The sequence below is a fragment of the Porphyromonas miyakawae genome (genome assembly GCF_045865415.1).
GTDB lineage: Bacteria > Bacteroidota > Bacteroidia > Bacteroidales > Porphyromonadaceae > Porphyromonas > Porphyromonas miyakawae.
This window is the reverse complement of record NZ_BAAFSF010000001.1, coordinates 1,138,933-1,162,550: the sequence shown is the minus strand read 5'-3', so window position 1 is coordinate 1,162,550 and position 23,618 is coordinate 1,138,933. Positions and strand designations below refer to the sequence as shown.

18 protein-coding genes and 2 pseudogenes are annotated in these 23,618 nt (G+C 43.2%); 6 read left to right on the top strand and 14 right to left on the bottom strand.

The genetic code is table 11. From position 1 onward, the window contains the following. The 3 genes from ACLWMH_RS04745 to ACLWMH_RS04735 form a co-directional block, all read left to right on the top strand. A partial coding sequence (locus tag ACLWMH_RS04745; protein WP_411915587.1) for a type IA DNA topoisomerase occupies positions 1-945 on the top strand: 945 nt, incomplete at its 5' end. 430 nt (positions 946-1,375) lie between these two features. Beyond that, a complete protein-coding gene (locus ACLWMH_RS04740; RefSeq protein ID WP_411915586.1) occupies positions 1,376-2,155 on the top strand; it encodes a class I SAM-dependent methyltransferase in 780 nt (259 codons plus the stop codon). A 19-nt stretch (positions 2,156-2,174) separates the two neighbouring features. Continuing rightward, complete coding sequence (locus ACLWMH_RS04735; protein ID WP_411915585.1) at positions 2,175-7,481, top strand: helicase-related protein; 5,307 nt, start codon at positions 2,175-2,177, stop codon at positions 7,479-7,481. Positions 7,482-7,674: 193 nt separating this feature from the next. On the opposite strand, the gene ACLWMH_RS04730 is transcribed toward ACLWMH_RS04735, so the two are convergent. The 9 genes from ACLWMH_RS04730 to ACLWMH_RS04690 form a co-directional block, all read right to left on the bottom strand. Then, positions 7,675-8,601: a nucleotidyl transferase AbiEii/AbiGii toxin family protein gene (locus ACLWMH_RS04730; protein ID WP_244400370.1), complete on the bottom strand. Its 927-nt coding sequence runs from the start codon at positions 8,599-8,601 to the stop codon at positions 7,675-7,677. Beyond that, a complete protein-coding gene (locus ACLWMH_RS04725) occupies positions 8,594-9,343 on the bottom strand; it encodes a type IV toxin-antitoxin system AbiEi family antitoxin (RefSeq protein ID WP_244400371.1) in 750 nt (249 codons plus the stop codon). The genes ACLWMH_RS04730 and ACLWMH_RS04725 overlap by 8 nt, the downstream gene beginning before the upstream one ends. Before the next feature lie 406 nt (positions 9,344-9,749). Beyond that, entirely contained in the window at positions 9,750-10,058 is a 309-nt protein-coding gene (locus ACLWMH_RS04720; protein WP_244400372.1) for a helix-turn-helix domain-containing protein, read from the bottom strand. Beyond that, the gene (locus tag ACLWMH_RS04715; RefSeq protein WP_244400373.1) at positions 10,046-12,130 is read right to left on the bottom strand and encodes a bifunctional DNA primase/helicase; all 2,085 of its coding nucleotides are present in this window, start codon (positions 12,128-12,130) and stop codon (positions 10,046-10,048) included. The genes ACLWMH_RS04720 and ACLWMH_RS04715 overlap by 13 nt, the downstream gene beginning before the upstream one ends. Continuing rightward, positions 12,127-12,522, bottom strand: coding sequence for a hypothetical protein (locus ACLWMH_RS04710; RefSeq protein WP_025883864.1), 396 nt, complete (start codon positions 12,520-12,522; stop codon positions 12,127-12,129). The genes ACLWMH_RS04715 and ACLWMH_RS04710 overlap by 4 nt, the downstream gene beginning before the upstream one ends. Next, the gene (locus ACLWMH_RS04705; protein ID WP_411914734.1) at positions 12,503-12,922 is read right to left on the bottom strand and encodes a P-loop NTPase family protein; all 420 of its coding nucleotides are present in this window, start codon (positions 12,920-12,922) and stop codon (positions 12,503-12,505) included. The genes ACLWMH_RS04710 and ACLWMH_RS04705 overlap by 20 nt, the downstream gene beginning before the upstream one ends. Positions 12,923-13,597: 675 nt before the next feature. Further along, positions 13,598-15,151: a DUF438 domain-containing protein gene (locus ACLWMH_RS04700; RefSeq protein ID WP_411915584.1), complete on the bottom strand. Its 1,554-nt coding sequence runs from the start codon at positions 15,149-15,151 to the stop codon at positions 13,598-13,600. A 4-nt stretch (positions 15,152-15,155) separates the two neighbouring features. Beyond that, positions 15,156-15,458: a cupin domain-containing protein gene (locus tag ACLWMH_RS04695; protein ID WP_411915583.1), complete on the bottom strand. Its 303-nt coding sequence runs from the start codon at positions 15,456-15,458 to the stop codon at positions 15,156-15,158. A gap of 871 nt (positions 15,459-16,329) precedes the next feature. Beyond that, positions 16,330-16,485 carry a hypothetical protein gene (locus ACLWMH_RS04690; RefSeq protein ID WP_411915582.1) on the bottom strand — a complete coding sequence of 52 codons (156 nt, stop codon included), beginning with the start codon at positions 16,483-16,485 and terminating at the stop codon, positions 16,330-16,332. A 217-nt stretch (positions 16,486-16,702) separates the two neighbouring features. On the opposite strand from ACLWMH_RS04690, the pseudogene ACLWMH_RS04685 reads away from it, so the two are divergent. After that, a pseudogene (locus ACLWMH_RS04685) lies at positions 16,703-16,915 on the top strand (conjugal transfer protein TraG); the annotation flags it as partial. On the opposite strand, the pseudogene ACLWMH_RS04680 reads toward ACLWMH_RS04685, so the two are convergent. After that, positions 16,905-17,096, bottom strand: a pseudogene (locus ACLWMH_RS04680) (hypothetical protein); the annotation flags it as partial. The pseudogenes ACLWMH_RS04685 and ACLWMH_RS04680 sit on opposite strands and share 11 nt — an antisense overlap. Before the next feature lie 6 nt (positions 17,097-17,102). On the opposite strand from ACLWMH_RS04680, the gene ACLWMH_RS04675 reads away from it, so the two are divergent. Together ACLWMH_RS04675 and ACLWMH_RS04670 are read left to right on the top strand one after the other, a co-directional pair. Further along, the gene (locus ACLWMH_RS04675) at positions 17,103-17,453 is read left to right on the top strand and encodes an ISAs1 family transposase (protein WP_411915581.1); all 351 of its coding nucleotides are present in this window, start codon (positions 17,103-17,105) and stop codon (positions 17,451-17,453) included. Positions 17,454-17,642: 189 nt separating this feature from the next. After that, the gene (locus ACLWMH_RS04670; RefSeq protein WP_411915580.1) at positions 17,643-17,972 is read left to right on the top strand and encodes a transposase; all 330 of its coding nucleotides are present in this window, start codon (positions 17,643-17,645) and stop codon (positions 17,970-17,972) included. Positions 17,973-19,185: 1,213 nt separating this feature from the next. Here ACLWMH_RS04670 and ACLWMH_RS04665 read toward each other — a convergent pair. The 4 genes from ACLWMH_RS04665 to ACLWMH_RS04650 form a co-directional block, all read right to left on the bottom strand. Beyond that, complete coding sequence (locus ACLWMH_RS04665; RefSeq protein WP_411915579.1) at positions 19,186-19,731, bottom strand: YfbU family protein; 546 nt, start codon at positions 19,729-19,731, stop codon at positions 19,186-19,188. Between the two features lie 408 nt (positions 19,732-20,139). Further along, positions 20,140-21,756 carry a leucine-rich repeat domain-containing protein gene (locus ACLWMH_RS04660; protein ID WP_411915578.1) on the bottom strand — a complete coding sequence of 539 codons (1,617 nt, stop codon included), beginning with the start codon at positions 21,754-21,756 and terminating at the stop codon, positions 20,140-20,142. A 114-nt stretch (positions 21,757-21,870) separates the two neighbouring features. Further along, positions 21,871-23,007: a StlD/DarB family beta-ketosynthase gene (locus tag ACLWMH_RS04655; protein ID WP_411915577.1), complete on the bottom strand. Its 1,137-nt coding sequence runs from the start codon at positions 23,005-23,007 to the stop codon at positions 21,871-21,873. Beyond that, positions 23,004-23,618 (bottom strand): TetR/AcrR family transcriptional regulator, encoded by a 615-nt coding sequence (locus ACLWMH_RS04650; protein ID WP_411915576.1) that lies wholly within the window; start codon positions 23,616-23,618, stop codon positions 23,004-23,006. The genes ACLWMH_RS04655 and ACLWMH_RS04650 overlap by 4 nt, the downstream gene beginning before the upstream one ends.

Here is a 23,618-nt window from a genome sequence, read left to right as displayed (position 1 = left end):
ACGCTTTATCAAATGGTCGTTACCCGCTTCGCAGAAGCCTTCTCGGCAAACTCAGAAGAGGAGCGTATGCAGGTAGTACTCAAGGACGAGACCAACAGCTATGTTTGGAAAGCGTGCCGTCAAGTCTCTTTGGGTTGGAAATCTGTACAGAGTGCCACTCCTCAAGAGCATAAAGAGAGCGAGGAGGACGAGCCACTTGTGTCCTCTTTGCCCAACTTGACCGAGGGGCGAACTTTACCCCTGCAACAAGCAGACATAATCGAGCAAAAGAGCAAACCTAAGCCACTCTATACAGAAGCAACTCTGCTCTCTGCTATGGAGCATGCAGGCAAGGAGGTAGAGGATGTTGCAAGTAAAAAGGCTTTGGCAGAGTGTGGCATAGGCACACCTGCCACACGAGCCAACATCATTGAGACACTCATCCTGCGTGACTATATCCGTAGGGAGAAGAAGAGCATAGTCCCAACGGAGAAAGGATTAGCCGTCTATGAAATCGTTAAAGACAAACGCATTGCCAATGCTGAGATGACAGGAGCATGGGAGGTGGCGTTAGCAGCAATCGAGGCAGGAAGTATGGATGCTGGTAAGTTTGCACAAGGCATCAACTCCTACGTCTCCACCATTTGCGAGGAGTTGCTCTCCCTCGCCCCTGCATCTAGACAGCAAAGCTACCCCACATATCACTGCCCTAAGTGTGGTCGTGAGAGTGTGGGGATCTATGCCAAGGTGGCGAGATGCAAGAATGATGATTGTGATTTCCACATATTCCGTGAAGTATGCGGTACGTATCTCTCCGAAGAGAATATCCTAGACCTCATAACCAAGGGACGTACCCCCATCTTGAAAGGTTTGACGAGCAAGGCTGGTAAGAAGTTCAATGCCCGATTGGTTCTACAAGAGGATAGTTCTACCAAATTTGAATTCGAGCAAAAGAGAAAGAAGTGATAGTCCGCACAAGCGACCTAGCTCAGGGCCACAACTATCTCTCACGACACTCCCCACATGTTCTATCGTAGTTAATAGGAAGCCATTTGGATAGCCTTTGTAGTTTCTTAGCGGATAGAGGCAGTGCCAATACGCTTTGGCACTACAGTTTCATACGTAGGAAACTCTAGTTTCATCTAGGAGAAACTGCAGTTTCATGGGGAAGAAACTCCCGTGCCAAGCCTATGGGAAACTTTTCCCATACGGATGAAACTGTGGAGTGACGGGGGGCAACATTTCCACTCAGACGAGACTCCACCAATTCACGTGAAGAACAAAGACATCAAGTAATCGTATTTCCATTCTTGTGGAAGGTATCTCAATCCATTTCGTGGGATTGATTTCCTCCCAGCATGGCTGACAACTTATTATCAACAAACAGAGTACCTCTATGGCATACAACAAGAAAGCAGTTTTGGCAGCGAATGCAGAAGCAATCCGTGTGGTGCTACGACTAGAAAAAGAGCATCGTCTGGCTACCGAAGCAGAGAAACGCATCTTGCGTGGCTACCAAGGTTTCGGAGGTCTGAAGTGCGTGTTGAACCGCACAGACACACCAGCGGACATCCGCTATTGGAGTAAGTCGGAGCAAGAACTCTTTGCTCCGACACAGCAGCTCAAGCAGATGATCTATCGGGAAGCGGTCGATGCTCACACCGCTAAGCGGTATTGGGAGAGCATCAAGGCGAGTGTGCTCACCTCATTTTATACAGATAGACGTATCGTCTCTGCTATTTCAGATGCTCTCGCAACAAGTGGTGCAACGCTCAAACGGTGCCTTGACCCCTCCTCGGGGATGGGGGCTTTTGCCGAAACATTTGCCAAGCAGACGGGCATTGTTGATGCCTTGGAGAAAGATCTGCTCACGGCTCGCATCAGTCAAGCGTTGCACCCTTATGGCGAGGGCAACATCTTCGTGCGAAATGAACCCTTTGAAGCGATAGCACCCCTAGAAGAGACGGAGAAGTATGACCTTGTAACCAGCAACATCCCCTTTGGAGACTTTATGGTCTATGACCGTGAGTATAGTAGGGGGAATGATCTTTTCAAAAAGGAGTCAACACGAGCCATTCATAATTACTTCTTCGTAAAGGGCTTGGACTGTACTAGAGAGGGTGGTCTCATTGCATTTATCACTTCACAAGGCGTACTCGATGCAGCTCTAAAATGAGCCAATCAGACGCTATCTGATGCAAAACAGCCGACTCATCTCTGCTATCCGTCTGCCATCAGGTATGTTTAACGAGCAAGCAGGAACTGAAGTCGGAAGCGACTTGATTGTCTTGCAAAAGCAGTCAGGCAAAGAGATTGGCGAGGGCCTGGAGAAGCAGTTTATTCAGACAGTCGCCGTACCCAAGGGGGATGGTTTTACTATGGCATTCAACCACAACTCACTTTTCGAAGGCTCGTGGGATGATGTGGCACCTCGCACCATAGCTACCAGTCGTGAGCTGGGTAGAGACCCTTACGGCAAGCCAGCTTGGAAATATCGCTTTGAGGGAACTATGGAGGATATGGCTGAGAGTCTCCGAATACAGCTCACACAAGATGTGACAGCACGTTTTGACCGCAAGCTCTATGAGACGGGAATAGCGATGAGCGAGGAGGAGCGACAGAATGAAGCCGAGAAGCAATTGCGTAAGCTGGGCGTAACGGTCGGATTGCCTGGGGTGGAGCCTAAAGTAGACGAGGAGCAAGAAACAGACAACGCTTATGCTCTAATGCCTGATAGCATCAAGGGACAACTCCCCAAACTATATGACACCGAGAAGCAACTTATTGGCGATCGTATAGCTTATGTCCGATACTTCTTCCCGCTGGGTGCCTATACAGCCTACCTCTTAGAGTACAATCCAGAAGAACGTCTTGGGTTCGGAGCAGTTACAATGGGTTACGGTTGGGAGCTCGGTTATATCTCCTTGGACGAAATGAAAGAGGTTAAGATACATGGCTTGGGGATTGAGCGTGACCTTCACTTTTCACCTACAGCATTGCATAAGATAGCCGAGCTAGAGGAGCTTGTCCAAGGACGGTATAGCAAAGAGGTGGTACAAACAGAAACCCAAACGGAAGAGGTCGTGGATAAGTCCCCTTCAGAGGGAACTTCCGTCAACTCCATCGAAAAGAGTGAATTGGTAGAACCCACCCAGCAGGAGCAAGTCTCTTCAATGTTAGAACCAGCACCCAAAGGTGTGCCAGCTCTAACGCTACAGCATCAATACGAAGCGGATATACGTACAGACCTAGAAGCCCCACGAGAGATGGGCGGACAGATGGTCTACTTTGATGACGACCATCATCCCGTGATGGATACTACAGATGTCGGTCTGGAACAAGCGGGTTATTTATTTGCTCCCGAAGAGTACGAACTTTGGACGCAGGAGGTCGCTCGTGTTAACAAGGAGATCAAAGAGGTCAATAAGCAACAGACAGTTTCTAAGCCCAAGCAAAGCTCAGTAAAGCGTCCAAGAGCAAGAATAAGTACTAAGCTCTCCTCAATCGAGCAGCCATCTCTATTTGACTTTGCAGAAGTGGAGAGAGAAGTACAGCCAGTTACAGAGGTTAAGAAGTCGTTTGATGCTTCACCTCGTCCATTCCTCTCTTTGCCCGACTCGCATCTACGAGATGGGTCGATCGTGCTGCAAAATGGACAAGTGGGGTATCTCTCGAATCTGAAGCGACAGCCTACCTTTCATCCGATGGACTTGCCCTATGAGCGCCTAACCAAGCTCAAAGCGTACATCGAGATACGAGAAAGTTACCATCGGCTATACGACTACGAAGCGAACAATAGATGTGAGGATAGCGAGGAGCGTATAAAACTCAATCGGCTCTATGACGACTTCGTCAGTCGCTGGGGGTATCTCAATCAGAAGAGCAATACAGACCTCATCAAGATGGACGCAACTGGGGTCGAGATACTCTTCTTAGAGCGATCCGATAAGGGGGAATACATCAAGGCAGACATATTTGACCATCCTACCGTCTTTGCCACTACAGAGGTGACAGTAGCTGCCGACCCCACGGAAGCTCTCGTCTCTTCTCTGAATAAGTATGGCTCTGTGGAGCTAGACTATATGAGTTCGCTCCTCCCTGAGATGGAGGAGAGTGACATTATCTCAGCTCTAGAGGGACGTATCTACTACAATCCAGAAGTAGATGGCTACGAAGTGGCAGACAAGTTTATCTCAGGCAATGTAATAGAGAAGAGCGAGCAGATTGAGTCGTGGCTACTAGAACATCCCGATCATGAAGAAGCACAGCAAAGCTTAGCTGCCCTACGGGCTGCCACACCTACACCGATACCCTTTGCTGATCTTGACTTCAATCTTGGGGAGCGGTGGATACCGGCTAAAGTCTATAGCGCCTTTGCCTCAGAGTTCTTTGAGACAGAGATCACCGTCTCCTATCAGAGTACGATGGATGAATATGTTTTGCAATGTGATAGACGCAATGGCAACATTTGGCATAAGTATGCTGTGCAGGGAGAGTTCAGACGCTATGATGGACTTAATCTCTTAAAGCATGCGCTACACAATACCATCCCCGATATCAATAAAAACAAAGAGGTACGAGATCTAGAGACAGGCGAAACGAAAACTATCAAAGTACGTGATGGACATGCGATACAGATGGCTAATGCTAAGATAGAGGAGATACGTCAGGGCTTTGTGGATTGGCTAGGCAGAACGCCAGAGAGCTTTAAGCAACAACTATCCGACAGATATAATAAGCTATTTAACTGCTTCGTGCGCCCCAACTTTGACGGTGCGCATCAATCCTTTCCCGACCTAAATCTGAAAGGACTAGGTATCTCTGACCTCTATAAGAGTCAGAAGGATGCCGTATGGATGCTCAAAACCAATGGCGGGGGTATTTGTGACCATGAAGTAGGGGCTGGTAAGACCCTCATCATGTGTGCAGCAGCCTATGAGATGAAGCGCTTGGGCTTAGCAAACAAGCCGATGATTATCGGACTAAAAGCAAATGTCTTTGATATTGCCGACACTTTTAGAAAGGCTTATCCCAATGCTAGAGTTCTTTATCCAGGCAAGAACGACTTCAATAAGCAAAACCGCCAACGCATCTTTAACGACATCAAGAACAACGATTGGGATTGCATCATATTGACCCATGAGCAGTTTGGGATGATACCTCAAGCTCTAGAGATACAAGAGGTAATCTTGCAAAAGGAGAAAGACTCTATAGAGGAAAACCTAGAAGTCCTTCGTCAGCAAGGGGCAGACATTTCCCGAGCGATGCTCAAGGGATTGGAGAAGCGAAAGCAGACCCTCGAAGCCAAACTACAAGGCATTCAAGATAGCATTGCTGAGCGTAAGGATGATGCAGTGGACTTCAAAATGATGGGTATCGATCACCTCTTTGTGGACGAGAGTCATCAGTTTAAGAACTTGATGTTCAACACCCGTCACGACCGAGTCTCTGGCTTAGGTAATCCAGAAGGGTCACAGCGTGCACTCAATATGCTTTTTGCCATACGTACCATTCAGGAGCGGTCGGGTAAAGACTTAGGAGCTACTTTTCTCAGTGGCACGACCATCAGCAACTCACTCACAGAGCTCTATCTGCTCTTCAAGTACCTACGTCCTCAAGCACTCGAAAAGCAAGGCATCAATAGCTTTGATGCTTGGGCTGCTGTCTTTGCGAAGAAGTCTACCGATTACGAGTTCTCCATCACCAATGACATCATACAGAAGGAACGCTTCAGAACCTTCATCAAGGTTCCAGAGCTGGCAGCCTTCTATGCGGAGATTTGTGACTATCGTACCGCTAAGGATATCGGCATCGACCGTCCAGAGAAGAACGAGATATTGCATAACATACCGCCCACGCCCGAGCAGGAAGAGTTTATCGGCAAGTTGATGGAGTTCGCCAAGACAGGGGATGCAACCCTTTTAGGACGAGATGAGCTATCGGAAAAGGAAGAGAAAGCCAAGATGCTAATCGCAACGGACTATGCCCGGAAGATGAGCTTGGATATGCGAATGATAGACCTAGAAAAGTATTCGGACCATATAGACAACAAAGCCAGCCACTGTGCCAAGCTCCTCAATAACTACTATCAGAAGTATAACGAGCAGAAAGGAACACAGTTTGTCTTCAGTGACTTGGGTACTTACAAGCTAGGCGAGTGGAATGTTTACTCGGAGATTAAGCGTAAGTTGGTAGAGGAGTATCACATCCCATCTCACGAGATTCGCTTCATTCAAGAGTGCAAGAATGAGAAAGCGAAGAAAGCGATGGTGGAAGCGATGAATAGGGGCGATATACGTATCATCTTCGGCTCTACATCTATGTTGGGCACGGGTGTCAATGCCCAGCAACGAGCTGTGGCTATACATCATCTTGACACCCCTTGGAGACCGTCAGACTTAGAGCAACGCAACGGACGAGCTATCCGAAAGGGCAATTTGGTTGCCAAGGAGTTTGCCGACAACAAGGTCGATGTGATTATATATGCAGTGGAGCGTTCGTTGGACAGCTATAAGTTCAACCTGCTACACAACAAGCAGCTTTTCATCAATCAGTTGAAGAGCAATCAACTCGGTATGCGTACCATCGATGAAGGTTCAATGGATGAAGATAGTGGTATGAACTTCTCAGAGTATGTGGCTGTGCTGTCGGGCAATACAGACCTTTTGGAAAAGGCAAAGCTAGACAAGAAGATTACCGCATTAGAATCAGAACGTAAGAACTTTCTTCGTGAGCGAAATGGAGCTGTAGGTAAGTTGGCTGAGATTGATCATTCGCTCTCTTATCACACAGGCAAGATACAAGAGGCGAAGAAAGACTTAGCTTGCTTTGAGCAACGAGTGGAACGAGATGCTGAAGGCAACCCACTCAATCGACTTTCAATTAAAGGCGTAGAGGATTGTTCTGACATCAAAGAGATTGCTCATCGTCTTCAAGAGATAGAAGAAAAGGCTCGTACCAATGGTGAGTACAACAAGATTGGAGAGCTTTATGGCTTCTCTGTTATGGTCAAGACGGAAAGTTCCTCTCAGAACTTATTTGACCTATCGGTGAACCGCTTCTTCGTAAAGGGCGAGGGGAGTATTTACTACACCTACAATAACGGCAAATTGGCAAATGATCCTAAGTTGGCTTGTCTGAACTTCTTCAATGCTTTAGAGCGCATTCCCAAGGTGATTGAATCTCACGAGAAGGAGATAGCAAAGGTTTCAGCAAATAAGGAGGTCTACACCGCCATTGCCAATAACTCGTGGAAGAAGGAGGAGGATTTGCGTTCTCTCAAAGCCCAAGCTGCCGAGCTGGATAGAAAGATTGCCCTTACTATTGCTCCACCTTCTGAGTCCGAAGAAGCATATGAACAGCGACAGTCTAACCAAGCCAGTGAAGAACCTTCGCAGTCGCTCCGAGTTTCTGAGCAAGCAACCATAAAGCCACAAGAGAGTCAATCTCAAAATCCCGACAACGACTCTCCCAAGAACGGCTATCGCCCTAAGTGGAGATAAAATGAATTGGCTATCACTACTTCACCTTGGACATTTTGCAAATATTTCCAAGGTCGCATCAAGGCGATTTCTGCATTTTTGTGATGTTCATATTAATAATGTCAAGTAAGATCTGGTCTATACTTGACATTATTGATATACCTGTCTTGATCATTAAGATTTTTTGAGGATGCTCAGTTCTTATTCGCTCTACTCACTTAGATAGGTGTTTCCTGGATGGTTCAAAGTGATTTCTAAGTTTATCAATGCCCGCTTGAAACTTCTTGGGGTTTAGTTGTTTGAGTTTTCTAATGTTTAATAGTTTCCACTGAACCGATGGATAAGTGCTTAGATTACCTGCACAGCAAAGAGACCAATTGGGTGATCCTTGCTCAAATGACAGCAGAAACTCCTTGTCTATTTCAGTCAAACAGTTATTGACCTTACCAATTATCTCTGTACGAGCTTTTTGGTAATCTGTATAGGTAAATTCTATATCGGTCATCCCATTGAACTGATTATCTAATGCATCTTCTTGATCAATAGGATTAGGAGCAAGGGACTCTACAAAAGGCTTATCACTTCCCAATAAACACAAGAAGAATCCATCCTTTATTTGTTCGATGCTTTGCATCTCCATGTATTTACAATCGAATAGATCTCTTGGATGCTGTCTACTCAATGCTGCCGTTATCTTACCTCCATATAGCTGAGAATAAGGTACTATGCGTGCTTTACAATAAGCTTGAAATTCTTCTTGTGCTTTGGTGCAAAGCTCGACGATTTCCACCTCTCCCAATACTCCTCGCTTAGTGCCGTTAACCTCAATCTTTACCATAGCACCATTGAGGCTACATTGTAGTTTCCATACATCAGGTTTGTGTGTTACCCTAATGCCTGGTATTGCTCGCTCTATATTGACTTTTAGCGTTTTCAAGTGCTCATTGATGTGTTTGAGACTCTCTTCTCGAGACTCAATCGGGATATAGGTCAAGTCAATATCCACAGAATAGCGTGGCATATTCTTGTGAAAGAGATTGATTGCCGTGCCGCCATGTACCGCAAATTGTTCAATGCGATAAACCAACGGCATTATTCGGACAAGTAGTGCTACTTGACTCTTATAGGTTTCATTATTCATACGAATTCAATTCTTTTGGCACAGTAATTAAATATTTACTGATGTAAACTCCCGATTTTACTAACTGCAACTTATGTGTCCCTATGTCGACTTTAGAAAGATCTAAGTCTTCAAACCAATAGTGTCCTGCCTTTTCTGCCATATATAGGAATACTCTTTTTACTCTGTAATTCTGAGTCGTTTCAATAAGATTTTGCACAACTTTGGGGCGCAGGGTGGTCAATTGTTCCATGATATAAAATAGGTCCATATAATCATATCGTTTTGGAGCAAGTAAAAGACATTCCATAAAAGCTTGTTCAGGGGCAGAAATGAGTAGCTCCCAATCTAAATGCTTTATAGTGGCAACCTCGGGTGAGCTAAATGCTGTTGTTGAGAAAGTCTCAAACTCTTTGTCAAACAGATCAAACTTGAGCCATTGAGGTAACTTCTCTTTATCGGTCACCATCAAACGAGGTTTCCCCATAGGAACGTAATGATTAAACCCATATATTTCTAGCGCAGAGTGAGCTGCTATTCGCATTTCCTTATGCAGTTGTTCATTATAGGACTGTAATGCACCAAAAGCGGATAATTCTTCTCCAGTTCGATACATTACTCCATTGCAAAGCGATGTTAGCCATCCTGAAGAACGATATTTATTTAGTAATTGCCTAGAATATCCTTGCTCAGATAACCACCTAGAAAAGAATAGCCCGTTTTTAGTAGCTCCTTGTAGAAGCAAGTTTATTTTATTCTCCATAAGTCTACTATCAGTTTACATTTAGAGTAAATATCCAACTGCAAAGATAGAGTAAGTTCTTGTTATCTCAAAGGAGTAGTTGAATTATCACTTAGAAATGTAAACCGATAGTAGACATTTTGGTTTTAATTCAAACTCACGTGCAGATTTTCCGAAGAAAACGATGCCGTTCATTCTGAAAGCTGATCACTCTTCTTCTTTTCTGCGAAGCATTTCAACTATTTCATCTCGGAGGAAGAGAACGTACATTCCACCCACTAATGCAATTTCTCAAGAATGATGCTGTGTACCTCATTGTATTTCTTGCTCTTGTCAAACAACTTTATCAATTCCTCCTTCAAGTCAGCTTGACGATTCACTGACTCATTCTTTCGCCCTGATTTCTGTTAATGCGTAAACCTAACATCTACCACTCCTCTCTTCTTTTTAGCATCTCATCAATTTCCTCACGAAGGAACAATAGGCGACCATTAGCTTTGAGGTAGGGAATCTTACCCGCCCATACCCAATTGTAGATGGTCTTTTGCTCAACCTTTAGCAATCTAGACACATCAATGATGTCAAGATACTCAGGCTTGAGCGGTGGCTGTACAGCAGCGTCTATGGCTTGCTCTCGTAATACCAGCAACTGGTCTAGTTTTTCTTCCACATTCGCTAGCTTATCAAACAGTCGTTTTTGCCAAGGATCTTCTGTAAGATAGTCTAAGTATGACATAGTTCCCCTTTTTGATAATTCCCTGCAGTATCTTGAGACAAGATACGTTGCTCTCTCATATAGGATATATACTTCTTTGCTGTGCGCTCTTTGACTCCCAGCTCTCGCATTAAAACATCGCACAACTCTTGGTAAGAGAGACGGCGGTTGCTTTGAAAGATCTCCGTAACAATTGAGATCAATTCGTCTGTTTTTCGCTTCTCCTTATCCTCCTTAGACTTTTCACCACGATAGACATGCATCCCCAGCTCTTTATCCCATCCAAAGAGCATCATAGGAACATCTAAAGGGCTCCCATCTCTCACTTTCAAAGCCTTGACTACAGAGTATTCAGGATTGTCATCCTTTTCAATCGAAAGAATTCCTGCTGACTTACGTTGTAATTCTGAGCCTATGTGCCCACGAAGCTTGATCCCGTTTGGCACAAAGTGTAATACACAAATGATGCAGGTGTTATAAATCCCCGCTAGCCTGTAAAGCTCATCTACGACAGCGATACTCTCGGTCTCATCATTTGCAGAGCGCACTAAGTCTGCAATCCCATCAATAACTACTAAGTGTATCCCTCCATGTTTATGACGAAACAAGTCCATGCTTTCACGAATGAGTTTCAAACGATCCTTACGAGAAAGTGAGGCTAGATATAGAGAATGGTAAAAGTCAGGAACAGTCTCTACATCGGCTCTCCGTAATGTCTTTCCCAAATTCTTGTATAGTTGAGCCTCAGACTGCTCTGTGTCATAGTGCAAAACAGCCAAGGCTTTTGGATTGGGAGTTATTTCTAATCCTAGTGTTCGCTCTGAATCTAACCTTTCAGCACATAATGTGCCTGCAAGGATAGAACCAATGTAATTACTCTTGCCCGTACCCTCTCCACCTGTAATGCAGAAAAGATTGTCCTGAGAGCCAAGAGGGACTCCATTGACTGAGACAACCGACTTAGAAACATCTGGAGGATTGTCGTAATCAATCTCACAAGATTGCAATATCATCATTGTTTCGCTGTATAGGCTGGAAAACATTCGAGCGAGAAGATCTCTTAAATCCTGCTGACTATGGCCTAGGGCAAAGTAGTCAGAGATGTCTTTCTCCGTTTTGATACCGCTCAAAGGTAGTTGTAGTCTAAGTACTCCAAATTCAGAAAGCGCTTCCACCTGTTTCTGTGCCTCTCTGACCCCTGTTTCATCAGAGTCGTATAAAATGATGAGGTGTAAGAAGCGAAGTGAAAGACTTTCGATAATACCTCTTGGTATTTGTGCAGTCTCGCTATTGAAGCAAATAGCATTGAAATGGTGTGCAGAAAGGGAGAGGACATCTTTTTCTCCTCCCGTAATAAATAGGATATCTCCTTTATTAGGCAGTCGTGCTAGCCCAAATACATACTCTTCCGATTTTTCTCCACCATATAGAAACCTCAGTTTACTATTCGGGCGATATATTTTGACGAAATCGTTGTGAGCGTAACAGAAAATGGGTTCTTCGGAAGATGAGGTGAGCTTAAAAGGTTTTCCCTCTCTACTCACCGATTCGTAGCAAGACAACGATTTGACGTGGTATTGCTCCAATGTTTCCAAGGAGATCCCATATTGCTCCCAAAAAGCAAGTTCCTTTTGCGTAAAGGGGCGCTCATAAACTCGGAACGATTTTTTGTTTGCTATGTATTCTACTTTATCCATCGACCCTGTACACCTCTTTTGACTCTGTTCAACGGCTTGCCTAGGATAGGTGGAACGGGCTGCTTTCATGTTTGTGTCTCCTCTGTATTCAATAGAAATCTTTAGATTTAGATCCTGGATAATAGTCACTAGAACCTTCTTGAATTCAGATCGGACGTCAAGCCCCAAAATTGTTGCAGCAAACCAGAAGCAATCACCTGAGTATGCTTCATTTCCAAAGTCTTTCATTCGATATGAGTCTGACTTAGGATCAAAATAGATATTACAAGATGCTCGTTTGTCATCATAGAGAGGATTGCGAAAGTTCCGCTTGGGAACAAAGTCAATTGGCATATAGAAGTAGAAAACCTCTAATCCTCGATTGGTCAACTGCAAGACCTCTTCTTTTAGTGTCATAGCTCTTCAAAAAGATTTTGTGCATCTTCCCCCAAATAGCCTTTCAGTATACCATCCTTGTAAGCATTCAACCGTTGCAATGCTTCTATGCGTCTAAACCCTTTGAACGTCGCACGGCCTGATTTTACAGCTATATATAGACCCTTAAAAGGATAAAGGACGTGATTGCAGGATACATAGCGGTATGGGACAGCATTGGCATCTCGCCATCGAGCAAGAGAAGCTTTTGATATTCCTAATAGACGCATAACGTCTGATGAATTTAGCTCGATCTTTTCCTCAAGGACGCTATACTCTCTTTTGAGTTCTTTGATGAAGTCTGCAACTTGGCGTACTTCCTCTCGAAGTCCTTGAATTTCATCAAGAAGTGTGCTAGGGTTGTACGTTTCCATAGGATTCTGCCAATGTTTGAAAGGTTTCAGCTAGAAGTGGAAGTAGCTTCTTCAGTAGCTCATGTTCGGTTTCTTTCAGGAAGATCTCAATGAGACGTTCAATATTGGATAATGTGTCATCTATTTCAAGCGGGTGAAAATGGCGAAGAATACGTAGTAGGTCCTCTTTCTGCACTATAAGACATTGATTACCATGATGAGTTTGCACAGAGGCGAAAGATTCAACCGCGCCTAACGGCAAATGCAGAATGAGCGTATCCATACCAAAAGCTTCAGCACATCTTTGATAAGTACTGAGGCGAATGTCTCTTTGGAACTTGCAAGTCTTTACAAAGTTCGAGTAGTCTAATCCGCTATCATATGCTATTTGCTTGACATTGTCACACGAAGCCAACATCATATCTAGTGTTGGGCAAATGACATACAATCGTCTATCTCTTGCGGGCTTAACGGGTCGATTTTTGTTCATGTTTCTTCTACTGTTGAATTATCACCTGCAAAGATCCTATTCAAAGCCCTTTATAGACGAATATCTAAACACCATTCATTGGTAATATTCTACCAGTGTGTGCATCAACACACTTCTCTGCATAGCGATAGCACTTCATAGATCTTTTGGTTATAACCCTCATTGTTTTAGGGAACGTCATAATGAGATAAGCTGAAGTGAGTAGCATCTCATATAATGACCGCCAGTGCACGGTGCAAGCCTTATCTATATATAAGGGCTTGCACCGTGCACTGGAATTGTAGCCAAGAAAATTAGAGTAATTTTATTCTCAGATATTTGGAGGTTGTTCTACTTATTCGTACCTTTGAACCCGAGAAATGCAAGCGAGCAAATCTCACAGCAATAGCTATGAGTATTCTCAAAATACTCTCCTATGGCTACAATTTGGCTACAATTAAATCTTAGAGGAATATAAACAACTACGATATAAGGAGTTAGAAGGCTTGGTTTACAACCCTCCCTCTCCGCAAACACAAGGGTGTAAATCAACAAAAAGAACCGAGTAGGTCGAGAAACGAAAGTTTTCTGACCTACTCGGTTTTCTGTTATTCTGAGATAAGGAATTTATTCCTCTCGCTTATACTTAGCGATGAGTTCTTTTAACATAGAAAGTATGTCATCAAGGGAAATGCCACTGCGCTCGCTCATCATAGCGATGGTTGCTTTAGGAACGATAATGCGTGCGAGAGGCGAATTGAGCATTTTAAAAGCAGAATTCATGCTTGGCAAATCTTGCCGTAGCTTTGGGTAAATTTTGAACAAATCCTGTAAGCGAGTATTGGCAGAAAGTTCTATTATCGAGCCTTCTCTTATAGCAGGCGTATCGTCCGGAGTAGACTTTTTCGCCTCCATTGGCTTTACTCCTTGCATGTCATTTGACCATGTCAGCAACGTACGTGAACCTTGAAGCTCACGAATACGACTACAATCTTGCATCATTTCGAGTACTCCCCTGAATCGTCCTTCTGAGTCACGCACAGCAACATAATAAATATAGATGAATACACCGGGTTTGTTAATCCAAAAATCCACACTATCCTGCTCTCCTGAGCGGAATTTGGCAATGATTTCCTCAACGAGGTGGACACTGGTGCGCGGATGGCAGTTCTTCACATCACGTCCGATAACATTCTTGCTACGTGGGAAGATGCGGTGGTCGGTATCTGAATAGAAGCGAACGAGTTCGTTTTCATCTACATAAGATATATCTATAGGAAGATGCTTGTAAATGAGGTTGATTTGTTCAAGGGATAGTTTGCCTGTTGTAACGTCGAAAACTCGGCATGTATCGTCTCCTCCCAGACCATATTTACTAAGAAGCGCAGATAGTTCTGAGGCGAATCCGTCAGGGACTCTTGTGGGCTGGGGTTCTGTTTTGTCGCTATTTTGGAATTCCTCAACATCAATCCATGCAAAGCCAATTTCGTAATCTCCCGAACGCATCTGTTCGAATTCTTCAGGAGTTATCATTGCCAAAGCAGTTGGATAGAGTACAGATTCTTCTTTCTGTAAAAGGTCCCGCACATCTGCCACAATAGTAGACTGCATCGCCAAAAACTCTTCTTCCTTATCTTCTTCAATAAGTTTTTTAGCATCGCGTATTTCGTCTCGCACAAAGTCGTCGAGCAACCACATCGTAGTCGTTGGGCGGTCAAATCCTTTCTGCTCGAGTATGGAGTAGAGCTGATTCTGCTTACGTGAAAGGTGAGTGCGAAAAGCCGCTATTTGGTCGTACAATTCCAGCCACTGGTTCTTGATAATCGGATATTGTACAAGATCTTCTATAGAGAGCATAAGGCGACGCATTTCATCGTTCTCTCTGTAGTAGCACATGATAGGGTGGTTGAGAGGAAGATTTGGGCGACTGGTGTCCATTACTTCATCAAACAGCTCAATCATCTTTTGAATATCTTCCTTACGACACTCATCCTCTTCTATGGTTTTAAGTTCCTGTTCTGCCAATGCAATTTCATAAGGGTAGATTTTCCCAACTTGCTCTCTTATTCGGGTTCTACCCTCTTCCAATGAAATATCTCCTCGTTGGTATGCCTCTTTGATCTCGAGTATTTTGCCGAGCTTCTCAAGGTCCACATGCGGCAAATGTTTTTTCATATCCATAACGTTATTGTCTATTGATGAGGAAAACGAAAAAATCACTGTCTTCTATGGCATTTACGCCTACGTGGGCTTCACCGGGGAAATGTAGAACGGTACCTGTGCAGATACGATGTACCTCGGTATCGTCAAGAGTAACCTCCACCGTTCCTTTCACTATAGTGAAGTATACTTCCTGTCCTTTATGGTCGTGTGAGGGAACTTGTTCTCCGCTTTTCAATTGCAGGTGTACAAGCATGAGTTCTTTGTTGTCAATCACCTTACCTAAGGTGTTGATTCCCTTCCCGATGGGGTCAATTATCTGTTTCATAATTCCTCCTTATTTGTTATGATTAATACATTCAAATATAGGCAAAATATTTGAATGACACAACTATCAAATGCAACTGAATTGATTTCGTCAAGTTTTTGGTAGAAAAGCTTTCCAGGTGTTAGGAAGTTGAGTTTCTTACGAGGTCTGTTATTGAAGGGTTTTTGTACTCTTCGGACCTTCTCAGTGGGGTAGTTGTCGAGAGCGACTTTCTTCTTAATGTATTATCTTATGGGCATGTTGGTGTTTTCTATACAGCCCTTCTCCGAGGAGCAGTATGCGTGTGCGAAGTAGATGTTTACGTTGAGAGCTTTGGCAATCTCTTTGTGCAGAGCAAACTCAGAGTCATTGTCCGTGGTTATAGTTGATACGGCGTTGTGTCTCCTGTATGGAGTTAGCATCGTGTAAAAGACATTCGCTACATCTTCTGATTTTTTTGCCGTTGAGTAGATTTCGAATCAGAGCCATTAGCGGATTCCTCTTACAAGGGTAACCATTGCTACTTGGTTGTTTGGACCCACAATAAGGTCAAGCTCCCAGTCTCTGAAGTGCTTGCCCTTAGTTTCTTTAGGCTTGTCATCTATGAGAACCCTGTCTTTGATTGAACCAGAATTCATTGGAACATAAAACAACTACGATATAAGGAGTTAGAAGGTTTGGTTTACAACCCTCCCTCTCCGCAATCCATACCTATACTACGAAATATCTGTATCTTTCATTTGAAACATCAGAATCTTTCGCTTGAAATATCAGAACCTTTCATTTGAAACATCTATACCTATTGATCGATACTTATAGATCTTTTGTAAGGGCCTCTTTGCTGAAGTGCCGGCATTAGAACGGAGCACTGTGGAGGTCGCATTACTTCCGCCTAAAAGCATCCTTCCTTTTGCCTACCGAAACGCGCCATGGCTGAAGGAATGAACACGATCATTGCAAGCTCTTGTTGAAGGCATTTTATTATGGTCGGCAAAACGAATCCGCTACCATACACCACCTTCTCTCGCTCACTATTGTTCTCGTTCATTGCTTTACGGAAAATAATAAGCTGCGCTTTGATCTCGGTTAAAAAATCTTTTATACTATCGATCGTTCCTACGGCTATATTCGTATTATCTATTTCATTACTTTGTCATATAAAGTTTTGTAGTCTTTAGCCACACCGTACACTACATTATTATTCTGGCTGATGGCTTCAAAGTGGCGGGCGGCACACTCCAGTTTGGCATCTTCAGCGCCACGGAGTTGTGAACGTTGCCAAGGTATCTGCTGAAACGAAAGCTTACCAGCCTATTCCCATCATAGCGGACTTTACAAACGAAAATGGCTCTGACAGTCTGCGGGAGACTATTGAAACCAATTATCGCCAAGTCAAGCAAGAGGTGCTATCCCTCGTAGACTCTGAGACTGTTCGTATCAAAGGTGACCCAACACTCTCTCATCTGATTAAGAAGTAAATTGAGATGCTAAAAGCCAATTATCCCCAAGTAGCTTTTGAAGCATATTGCCCGAGGTTTGCACCAATCTAAAGTCAACTGTTTGATTCTCAAGGGGCCTGATATTTGTCGTCTTGAAGTAACATAAAGCCGCTTGACGTGCTAAGGTATCACGAACAGCGGATAGATTGAGTATTTCTCCCTCTATTTGGTATTGTCTACATTCCACCCGCTAAGACAGTTTCTCAAAGATTTCCTCTACAAAGCCTTTCTAGAGGAAATCTTTGAAATAACAACCGGCAAGCACATCTGTCTAGATGGTAAGACGATGAGAGGAGTTAAGAAGCTAGACTTTGATGCCGACAGTCATTGCGTCACAGCCTTTGATCCCAAGCTGCAAGCCTCATTGGCTCAGGTATATATCTCTACTAAGTCTAACGAAATCAATGCCATCAAAGAGATTCTCAAGGCTCTAGATCTACGATACACCGTCATCTCCATTGCCGCTATCGGCACTCAGACTGAGATCGCAAAGGCAGTGGTTGAAAAAAAAAGGTGACTACATACTTCAAGTTAAAGACAATCAGAAACTAACGAAGGAAGAGGTGCAAAGCTTCTTTTGTCCCCTCTACGATGCTCACATAGTGCATCAAGAGCAAAAAGACTTTGGCCATGGGCGAATAGAAACACGTACGATGAGTAGTATCGTAGACCCTTTATCTCTAGACCCAGACTCAACTTTAGACAAATGGGACGGGCTCAAAAGTATCCATATGATGACGAGAGTAGGACAGACAAGAAGACCGATAAGTCCACTAGTGAGACCACCTTCTATATCTCTAGCCTGACAGACGGGACAGAAGTCTTCAAGTTGATACGTGAGCATTGGGCTGTGGAAAACAAGCTACACTATATGCTGGATATGCTTTTCAGAGAGGACTACTCTACCGAAAGAGTCTGGAACGTAGCTCAGAATATGAACATCATAAACAAGATAAACTTAACTACCATTCAACAGCTTAAAGACAAACTTAAAGCCAGATCAACGCTTCGACTAAGAAAATACTCGCACGAATGACTCCAGAGGAAATCTTCGAAATAGAATTATAATGCGTCAGCCCCTCTTTCCCGCCCAAGCATCGGCTGAAGAACAGATGCTTGCAACTCCAAAGCAAGTCGGCTACTCCTCTACCTCAGGACGCTTATACTTTTGCCATCCTCAGTCTCGAAATGAAAAACCCGCTTCATCGCTTTTGCATTGCTCTTTGGCATAGTTATCGTAGGCTATACACTCCTTGCACGTCCGCTGACTCCTCAAGCAGTCTCTGTCATGACAGTAGTCCTTGATATCGTTCCTTGATAGTCGTAGTACAATTCATCATTAAAATCGCGATTATCGTAATCTGCCACTAATCCTCTTCGCCATAGTTGCGACCTTATTGCTCGCACTGCTTTAAGAACTCATTTAATTTGTATTGAGGCTATCTCATCATCGCTTAGATAGCTACTTTTTGTTATGCTTAGAACGTAGCACGTTTCTGCATCTCTTGTTCACCGTTCCTTTTTGGCTGAGAGAAGAGGTCGGTGTGCTGTTTCCTTTTTGTACGCAAAGGAAGCGTCGGGTTTAGGCTGTCTCAAGGTCTGAGACTATCAGTTTGTTCAGAAAATCTCCACACTTCACGGACAAGGTCTCTTCGGGTGGTATTTTCCTCCAAAACCTTGTGTCTGCCATTGCCCGCCTACCTATTTGACTGCTACAAAAAGAGATCAACATACTTCGATCTTTGTACGCCTCAAAAAAGATCATATAGGGTAAATAGACTATTGAAAAAAACTCTTAGCACCTATCTCTGTGTTAACAATATAAATTATTGACCTGACAGATAGGCTTAAGTTTTCAAACACTTGACTGTCTATTTGTGAATTTCTTATCAGCTTAGAATATTCAACCAACTTGTTATATTCTTTATCTAAGTCTGACCTTGCTGGACCTGTAATAAAAACCCTATTCCTATTAAGAGATGATATAAACTCCTCGAGCGTGGTTAAAATTTGAGAGGGATCTGCCCCTCTTGTATCTAACTCCCTTCTTCCTAACCGCTTCTTCAGTAGCAATTCGAGTCCAGAAACATCTTTCAGTAAGGAGTTTAAGTCTAAGATCGCTTTGTTACTAGCAATTTGGTTCTTGGCATTAATTGCTGCAACACTAGCATTCTTTGCTTTTCTATATTGTAGGTACGCAATTATAGCACTAATGATAGAGCAAATAGATGATATTATGCTAAGAGATGTCATTTGTATTTAGAGTTTAACAGCTCTCGGATTTGTTCTTCATTCATTAGGTATCTATTAGGAAGCGATTCGAATTCGTTCCATTTTAGGAGCATTTTTTCGTATTGCGATAGCATTCGAGAATGGCTATTGTAATATCCATTGGATAGTTCCTGTATTTCAGAGTATCTGTCTAGGTCATCAATAAAGTACTCTACATACGCCATATGGTAATATTCATTATTCCCATCAAAGCCAGGAAACTTGACATCCTCGTCAGTCAGAGATATGTCTGTATTTTCACGCTTAAGGGCTCTGTATGAATAAATAATTCCTCTGTACATCTCTAGTATGTCCAGTACTTTTCTGCACTCATTTATAGATAATTCATCTTCACTTAGTTCAATCATCATATCCGCATAATGCAAAGAGAAACCTTGCTGAAGTGCGTTTCTGTATTGTGAGTATTCCTCACTTTGTTCTGGATATAGTTTCTCTAAAATCTTTAAAAGGTAAATATACTCCAACCTCTCTTTCTTCGTAAGACTAAGATGCTCGTTGTTCATATTATTATTAATGCTAAAGTTATAGGATATACAAAGGTACTATTTTTTGAGGGATCGGTGATAGCTTGCATTTGGTTAATTCCCATTTCCACATTCTAGTGACAAGTGCAACATAGTTACAGATGTAGGGGAAAAACCTCGTAGGAAGTTTTATAGCCAAAGTTTTTACGAGGTATATTGTTGAGTTGATTCTGAATTTGTTTGATATCATCGTCAGGATGCTCTCTTCCTGAAAAAGTAGACAGTTGGGAGGTGTTACTGAGATGGTATACGGGTCATCTTTGTTAGTCCTGCGAAATACCATTTGTTAGTTTTGCCCCTGCTGGGGGTACACGACTTGTTGTCGTCTTTACTACTGGGGTACACAAAGATAGGTCCTCGTTTAGAGTTCTATCATTTTACGGGACTTTACAGCAATGCTTTATGAATGGTGTTGCCAACACGGACAATATAGATGCCTCTTGACGGCATTGGGATGGAATGAGAGGTGGTGAGGCTTCCTTGCTCTATAATAGTCCCGTCCACGGAATAAACAGAATAGAGTACAGGAGAGGAAAGGCTTTCCGCCACCTCGATGACAAGCATGCCGTCTCTTCCATAGATCTTGTATTTCCCTGCATCATCCACTTGAGGTATTTCTATCCCAGAGGGGAACTTGTCAGTCTCAATGATATTGGTGAAGTAGTTCCACCCGAAAGCCTGACGGTACTTTTCCCCCGACCCGATGGGGACATACACAGGTATGTCGTTGGGCGTGTAACTATGGAATGGTCCGAGTCCTGGGTTTGCTTTGTCTTCTTCACAGAATGGGGGGATGGGAGAACGGGAATAAATTTTCTTGATGTATTTCCAATTTGCACCACTTCCTCCTCCCAAATACTCAAGTGAAGCGGGAAAGACAATAGAGTCGAATGCACAATACCAAAAGGCATCTGACTCTATGCGCTTTAATCCTTCAGGCAATTCAATTGATTTAAGTTTATAGGCAGCCCCGAAAGCGTCGCTTCCAATCTCTATTACACTTTGAGGAATGTTTACCTTCTCGAGCAAAGGACACCAAGATGCAAAAGAGCCGGGAATCTTTGTAATGTGGTCGGGAATATGTATTTCTTCCAAGTAGGGACACATGGAAAAAAGAAATCCAGACAATTCATTAAGTGAACCAGGAATTATAACTTTTTTTAGATCACAGCCAGCAAAAGCTCCTTCCTTAATCTCCTGCAAGCCTTCTGGCAAGTTTACCTCTTCTATTCTTGTATTGTAGAAAGCACATACACCTATATATTTAAGCGTGGAGGGCAAGACCAGTTTATCAAAGCATTGGCAATGGACAAAACATTGGGCGGGAATATCCGTGATTCCCTCAGGGATAATTAAAGGGTCTGTACTCAGCCAATGGCAACTTGAGAAACTAAACACACCTAATTTCCTTAGACTCTTGGGGAGATTCACCTGTTCTAACTTCATTCGAGAAAAAGCGAAATCTCCTATTTCTCGGATACCATCAGGAAGAATAAGACGACGAATAGGGAGATAAACCACCCCTTGATACGCTCTCGGATCATCGATTATTTGTTTGTCTTTTTTCCAAAATGCACATTCAGGTATCTTGTCGTCCTTCACTTGTGCATATTCCAAGTTCAGCACGGTGAGTTTTCCCTCAAAACTGCATTTCCACAAGGTTGTGAAATCGGCAGCATTGATAGGTCCATGCACGATCAAAGAATCTACAGTATTCCACTTGTCGCCCAAGACTTGCTCCAACTGACCGTAGTCGCTCACCCTCGCATCATAGAAACTGACTTGTCCCCACGTCTTTTGCGAGAAGGAGAGGTTTTGCCCCTCACTCCTAACATTGAGAACGGCATCTTCACAGAGGTAGTAATCCACATCTTGACCTCTGAAGCTCATCTTGACGATGGATAAGGCCTCCTGTTTGGAGATGTTACGTACTTGCTGTGCTATTGCGGAGGAAGCTGTTAGGCAACAAAGCAATAGGCATAAAAGGTTGACTTTCTGTTTCATAACTAATATGATTTAAGAGTTAAACTACCGCTAGCAATATTTCGTCTTGGTTTAAGCATGAGTTTATTATACGGATTTTTTTTGGTGAAAATGGACGGAATGAACCTCCTTCAACTATACTCTTGTTAACAGCACCGTTCCATAGGAGAATCTTCCACTCTCAGGAACAAGAAGAAGTATCTTCTGTCCTTGCTTTATCTCTTTCGTTCGCATTAGCTCTTCCAACGCCACGTAAATGGCAGCAGAGCCAACGTTTCCGACAGAGGGGAGGTTGACAAACCACTTTTCTTTCGTTAATGCAATACCACGAGATTTGAGTTCTTCATTCACTTGGTCGTAAAAGAGCATTGAAGAGAGATGTGGCAAAACGTAATCAACCTCTTTTGGATTCAATTTGTGTTTAGCGAGAACGGTTTCGATATGATCCACCCAATACTTGATGGCATGCTTTTTTAGCTGACGAATATCCTGCTTCCCTACAAGAACACCACGCTCCTTGATTTCTTCTGGTGAGAACTCCTTCCAACTCTTTAGTCGTCCATTAGTCTCTAGCTCGGCTGCCATAAACATACAGGTAGGCAACTCGTTGGCATAAGATGTCATTTCCACCCACTCCACTTTAAGAGGACAATCTCCTTCTGGATGGTCTTGTAGCAATACAGCCCCAGCCCCATCCGAAAGCATAAACCTCATAAAGTCTTTCTCAAAAGCCATATAAGGATCTTTGTCTGGATTGTCGTGTGTCGCCTCATACTCGGGATCGTAAAACTTGGAGACCAAAGCAGGTGAGGTCAGTTCGGAAGCTACACAAACAGCATTGTCGTGCAACCCTGCGAGGATATTACTATAGCAAATCTTCAAAGCTTGTAATGAGGTCAGACATACACCAGAAGAAGAGAATATCTCCATCGGGAAGTTACCCAACTCACCATGTACCATAGAGGCGTGCGATGGGAGCAACTGATCTGGAGTACTTGTGCCACAAGCTAAGAGAGTGATGTCACTCGGGACAGCATTTTCTTCAAACAGTCCCAATACCGCTTCTTTTGCAAGCTGGGCATTAGAGTGTGTGATTGTATGCTCTTCGTCCAACGCGTAATAGTGAGTCTTTATACCATTTTGTTTGAGGACAATAGACCGAACTTTCGACGGTTTCCCACCAATGAGACCAATATAAGCCTCCATCTCCTCGTTGGATATAGGCTTTTTAGGCAAAAAGATCGCGACCTTATTGATGTATACATTCCTCATAAGCGTATAGAATTATATAGCAGTAAGTATTTATTTTTCAACTCGTCAATATCCAACTCATTCCCTGTTATGGATTGGATAAATGAATCTCCATAATATAATGATCGAAACATAGATACGACAAGGAGCGGGTCAATGCTTTGATTCAGCTCCCCAACTGAGAGGCCTTTCTCGTAATATGTTAGCCACAATTGTGTTATTTCTTGATCCAAAGCTTTGCACCTATCATTAAACCCTTCGTAATGAAATTTGGCAGAGGATAGTAGGTTGATATACTCCGTGGAGTTCGCATCTATAAGGGTGTTCCTTACAGAATTCATCCGCTCTTTCGTGAGATTTAATTCGTTCATAATGAAGCTAAGAAATGGCTTCTCATTTGATACAAGCTCTTCTCTCTTTAAGGAGTTAGATAGGAGTTCAAAAACGAATTTGTCAATGACCGCTCTGTATAGTCCTTCTTTGTTCTTTACCTTATAGTATATAGCTCCCCTAGACAATCCGATTATTTCTTCCAAATCCGCTGTAGTGACATCCGCATACTCCTTTACCAAAAAGAGTTTGAATGCCCCTACAAGAATTTGATTCCTACGTTCTTCACTCTTACTTATCAT

What these genes read in the sequence shown, in the direction of transcription:
- ACLWMH_RS04740 (WP_411915586.1), top strand. Translation starts at nt 1,376, where the DNA reads ATGGCATACAACAAGAAAGCAGTTTTGGCAGCGAATGCAGAAGCAATC.
- ACLWMH_RS04735 (WP_411915585.1), top strand. Translation starts at nt 2,175, where the DNA reads ATGCAAAACAGCCGACTCATCTCTGCTATCCGTCTGCCATCAGGTATG.
- ACLWMH_RS04730 (WP_244400370.1), bottom strand. Translation starts at nt 8,601, where the DNA reads ATGAATAATGAAACCTATAAGAGTCAAGTAGCACTACTTGTCCGAATA.
- ACLWMH_RS04725 (WP_244400371.1), bottom strand. Translation starts at nt 9,343, where the DNA reads ATGGAGAATAAAATAAACTTGCTTCTACAAGGAGCTACTAAAAACGGG.
- ACLWMH_RS04720 (WP_244400372.1), bottom strand. Translation starts at nt 10,058, where the DNA reads ATGTCATACTTAGACTATCTTACAGAAGATCCTTGGCAAAAACGACTG.
- ACLWMH_RS04715 (WP_244400373.1), bottom strand. Translation starts at nt 12,130, where the DNA reads ATGACACTAAAAGAAGAGGTCTTGCAGTTGACCAATCGAGGATTAGAG.
- ACLWMH_RS04710 (WP_025883864.1), bottom strand. Translation starts at nt 12,522, where the DNA reads ATGGAAACGTACAACCCTAGCACACTTCTTGATGAAATTCAAGGACTT.
- ACLWMH_RS04705 (WP_411914734.1), bottom strand. Translation starts at nt 12,922, where the DNA reads ATGATGTTGGCTTCGTGTGACAATGTCAAGCAAATAGCATATGATAGC.
- ACLWMH_RS04700 (WP_411915584.1), bottom strand. Translation starts at nt 15,151, where the DNA reads ATGGATATGAAAAAACATTTGCCGCATGTGGACCTTGAGAAGCTCGGC.
- ACLWMH_RS04695 (WP_411915583.1), bottom strand. Translation starts at nt 15,458, where the DNA reads ATGAAACAGATAATTGACCCCATCGGGAAGGGAATCAACACCTTAGGT.
- ACLWMH_RS04690 (WP_411915582.1), bottom strand. Translation starts at nt 16,485, where the DNA reads ATGAACGAGAACAATAGTGAGCGAGAGAAGGTGGTGTATGGTAGCGGA.
- ACLWMH_RS04670 (WP_411915580.1), top strand. Translation starts at nt 17,643, where the DNA reads ATGGGACGGGCTCAAAAGTATCCATATGATGACGAGAGTAGGACAGAC.
- ACLWMH_RS04665 (WP_411915579.1), bottom strand. Translation starts at nt 19,731, where the DNA reads ATGAACAACGAGCATCTTAGTCTTACGAAGAAAGAGAGGTTGGAGTAT.
- ACLWMH_RS04660 (WP_411915578.1), bottom strand. Translation starts at nt 21,756, where the DNA reads ATGAAACAGAAAGTCAACCTTTTATGCCTATTGCTTTGTTGCCTAACA.
- ACLWMH_RS04655 (WP_411915577.1), bottom strand. Translation starts at nt 23,007, where the DNA reads ATGAGGAATGTATACATCAATAAGGTCGCGATCTTTTTGCCTAAAAAG.
- ACLWMH_RS04650 (WP_411915576.1), bottom strand. Translation starts at nt 23,618, where the DNA reads ATGATAAGTAAGAGTGAAGAACGTAGGAATCAAATTCTTGTAGGGGCA.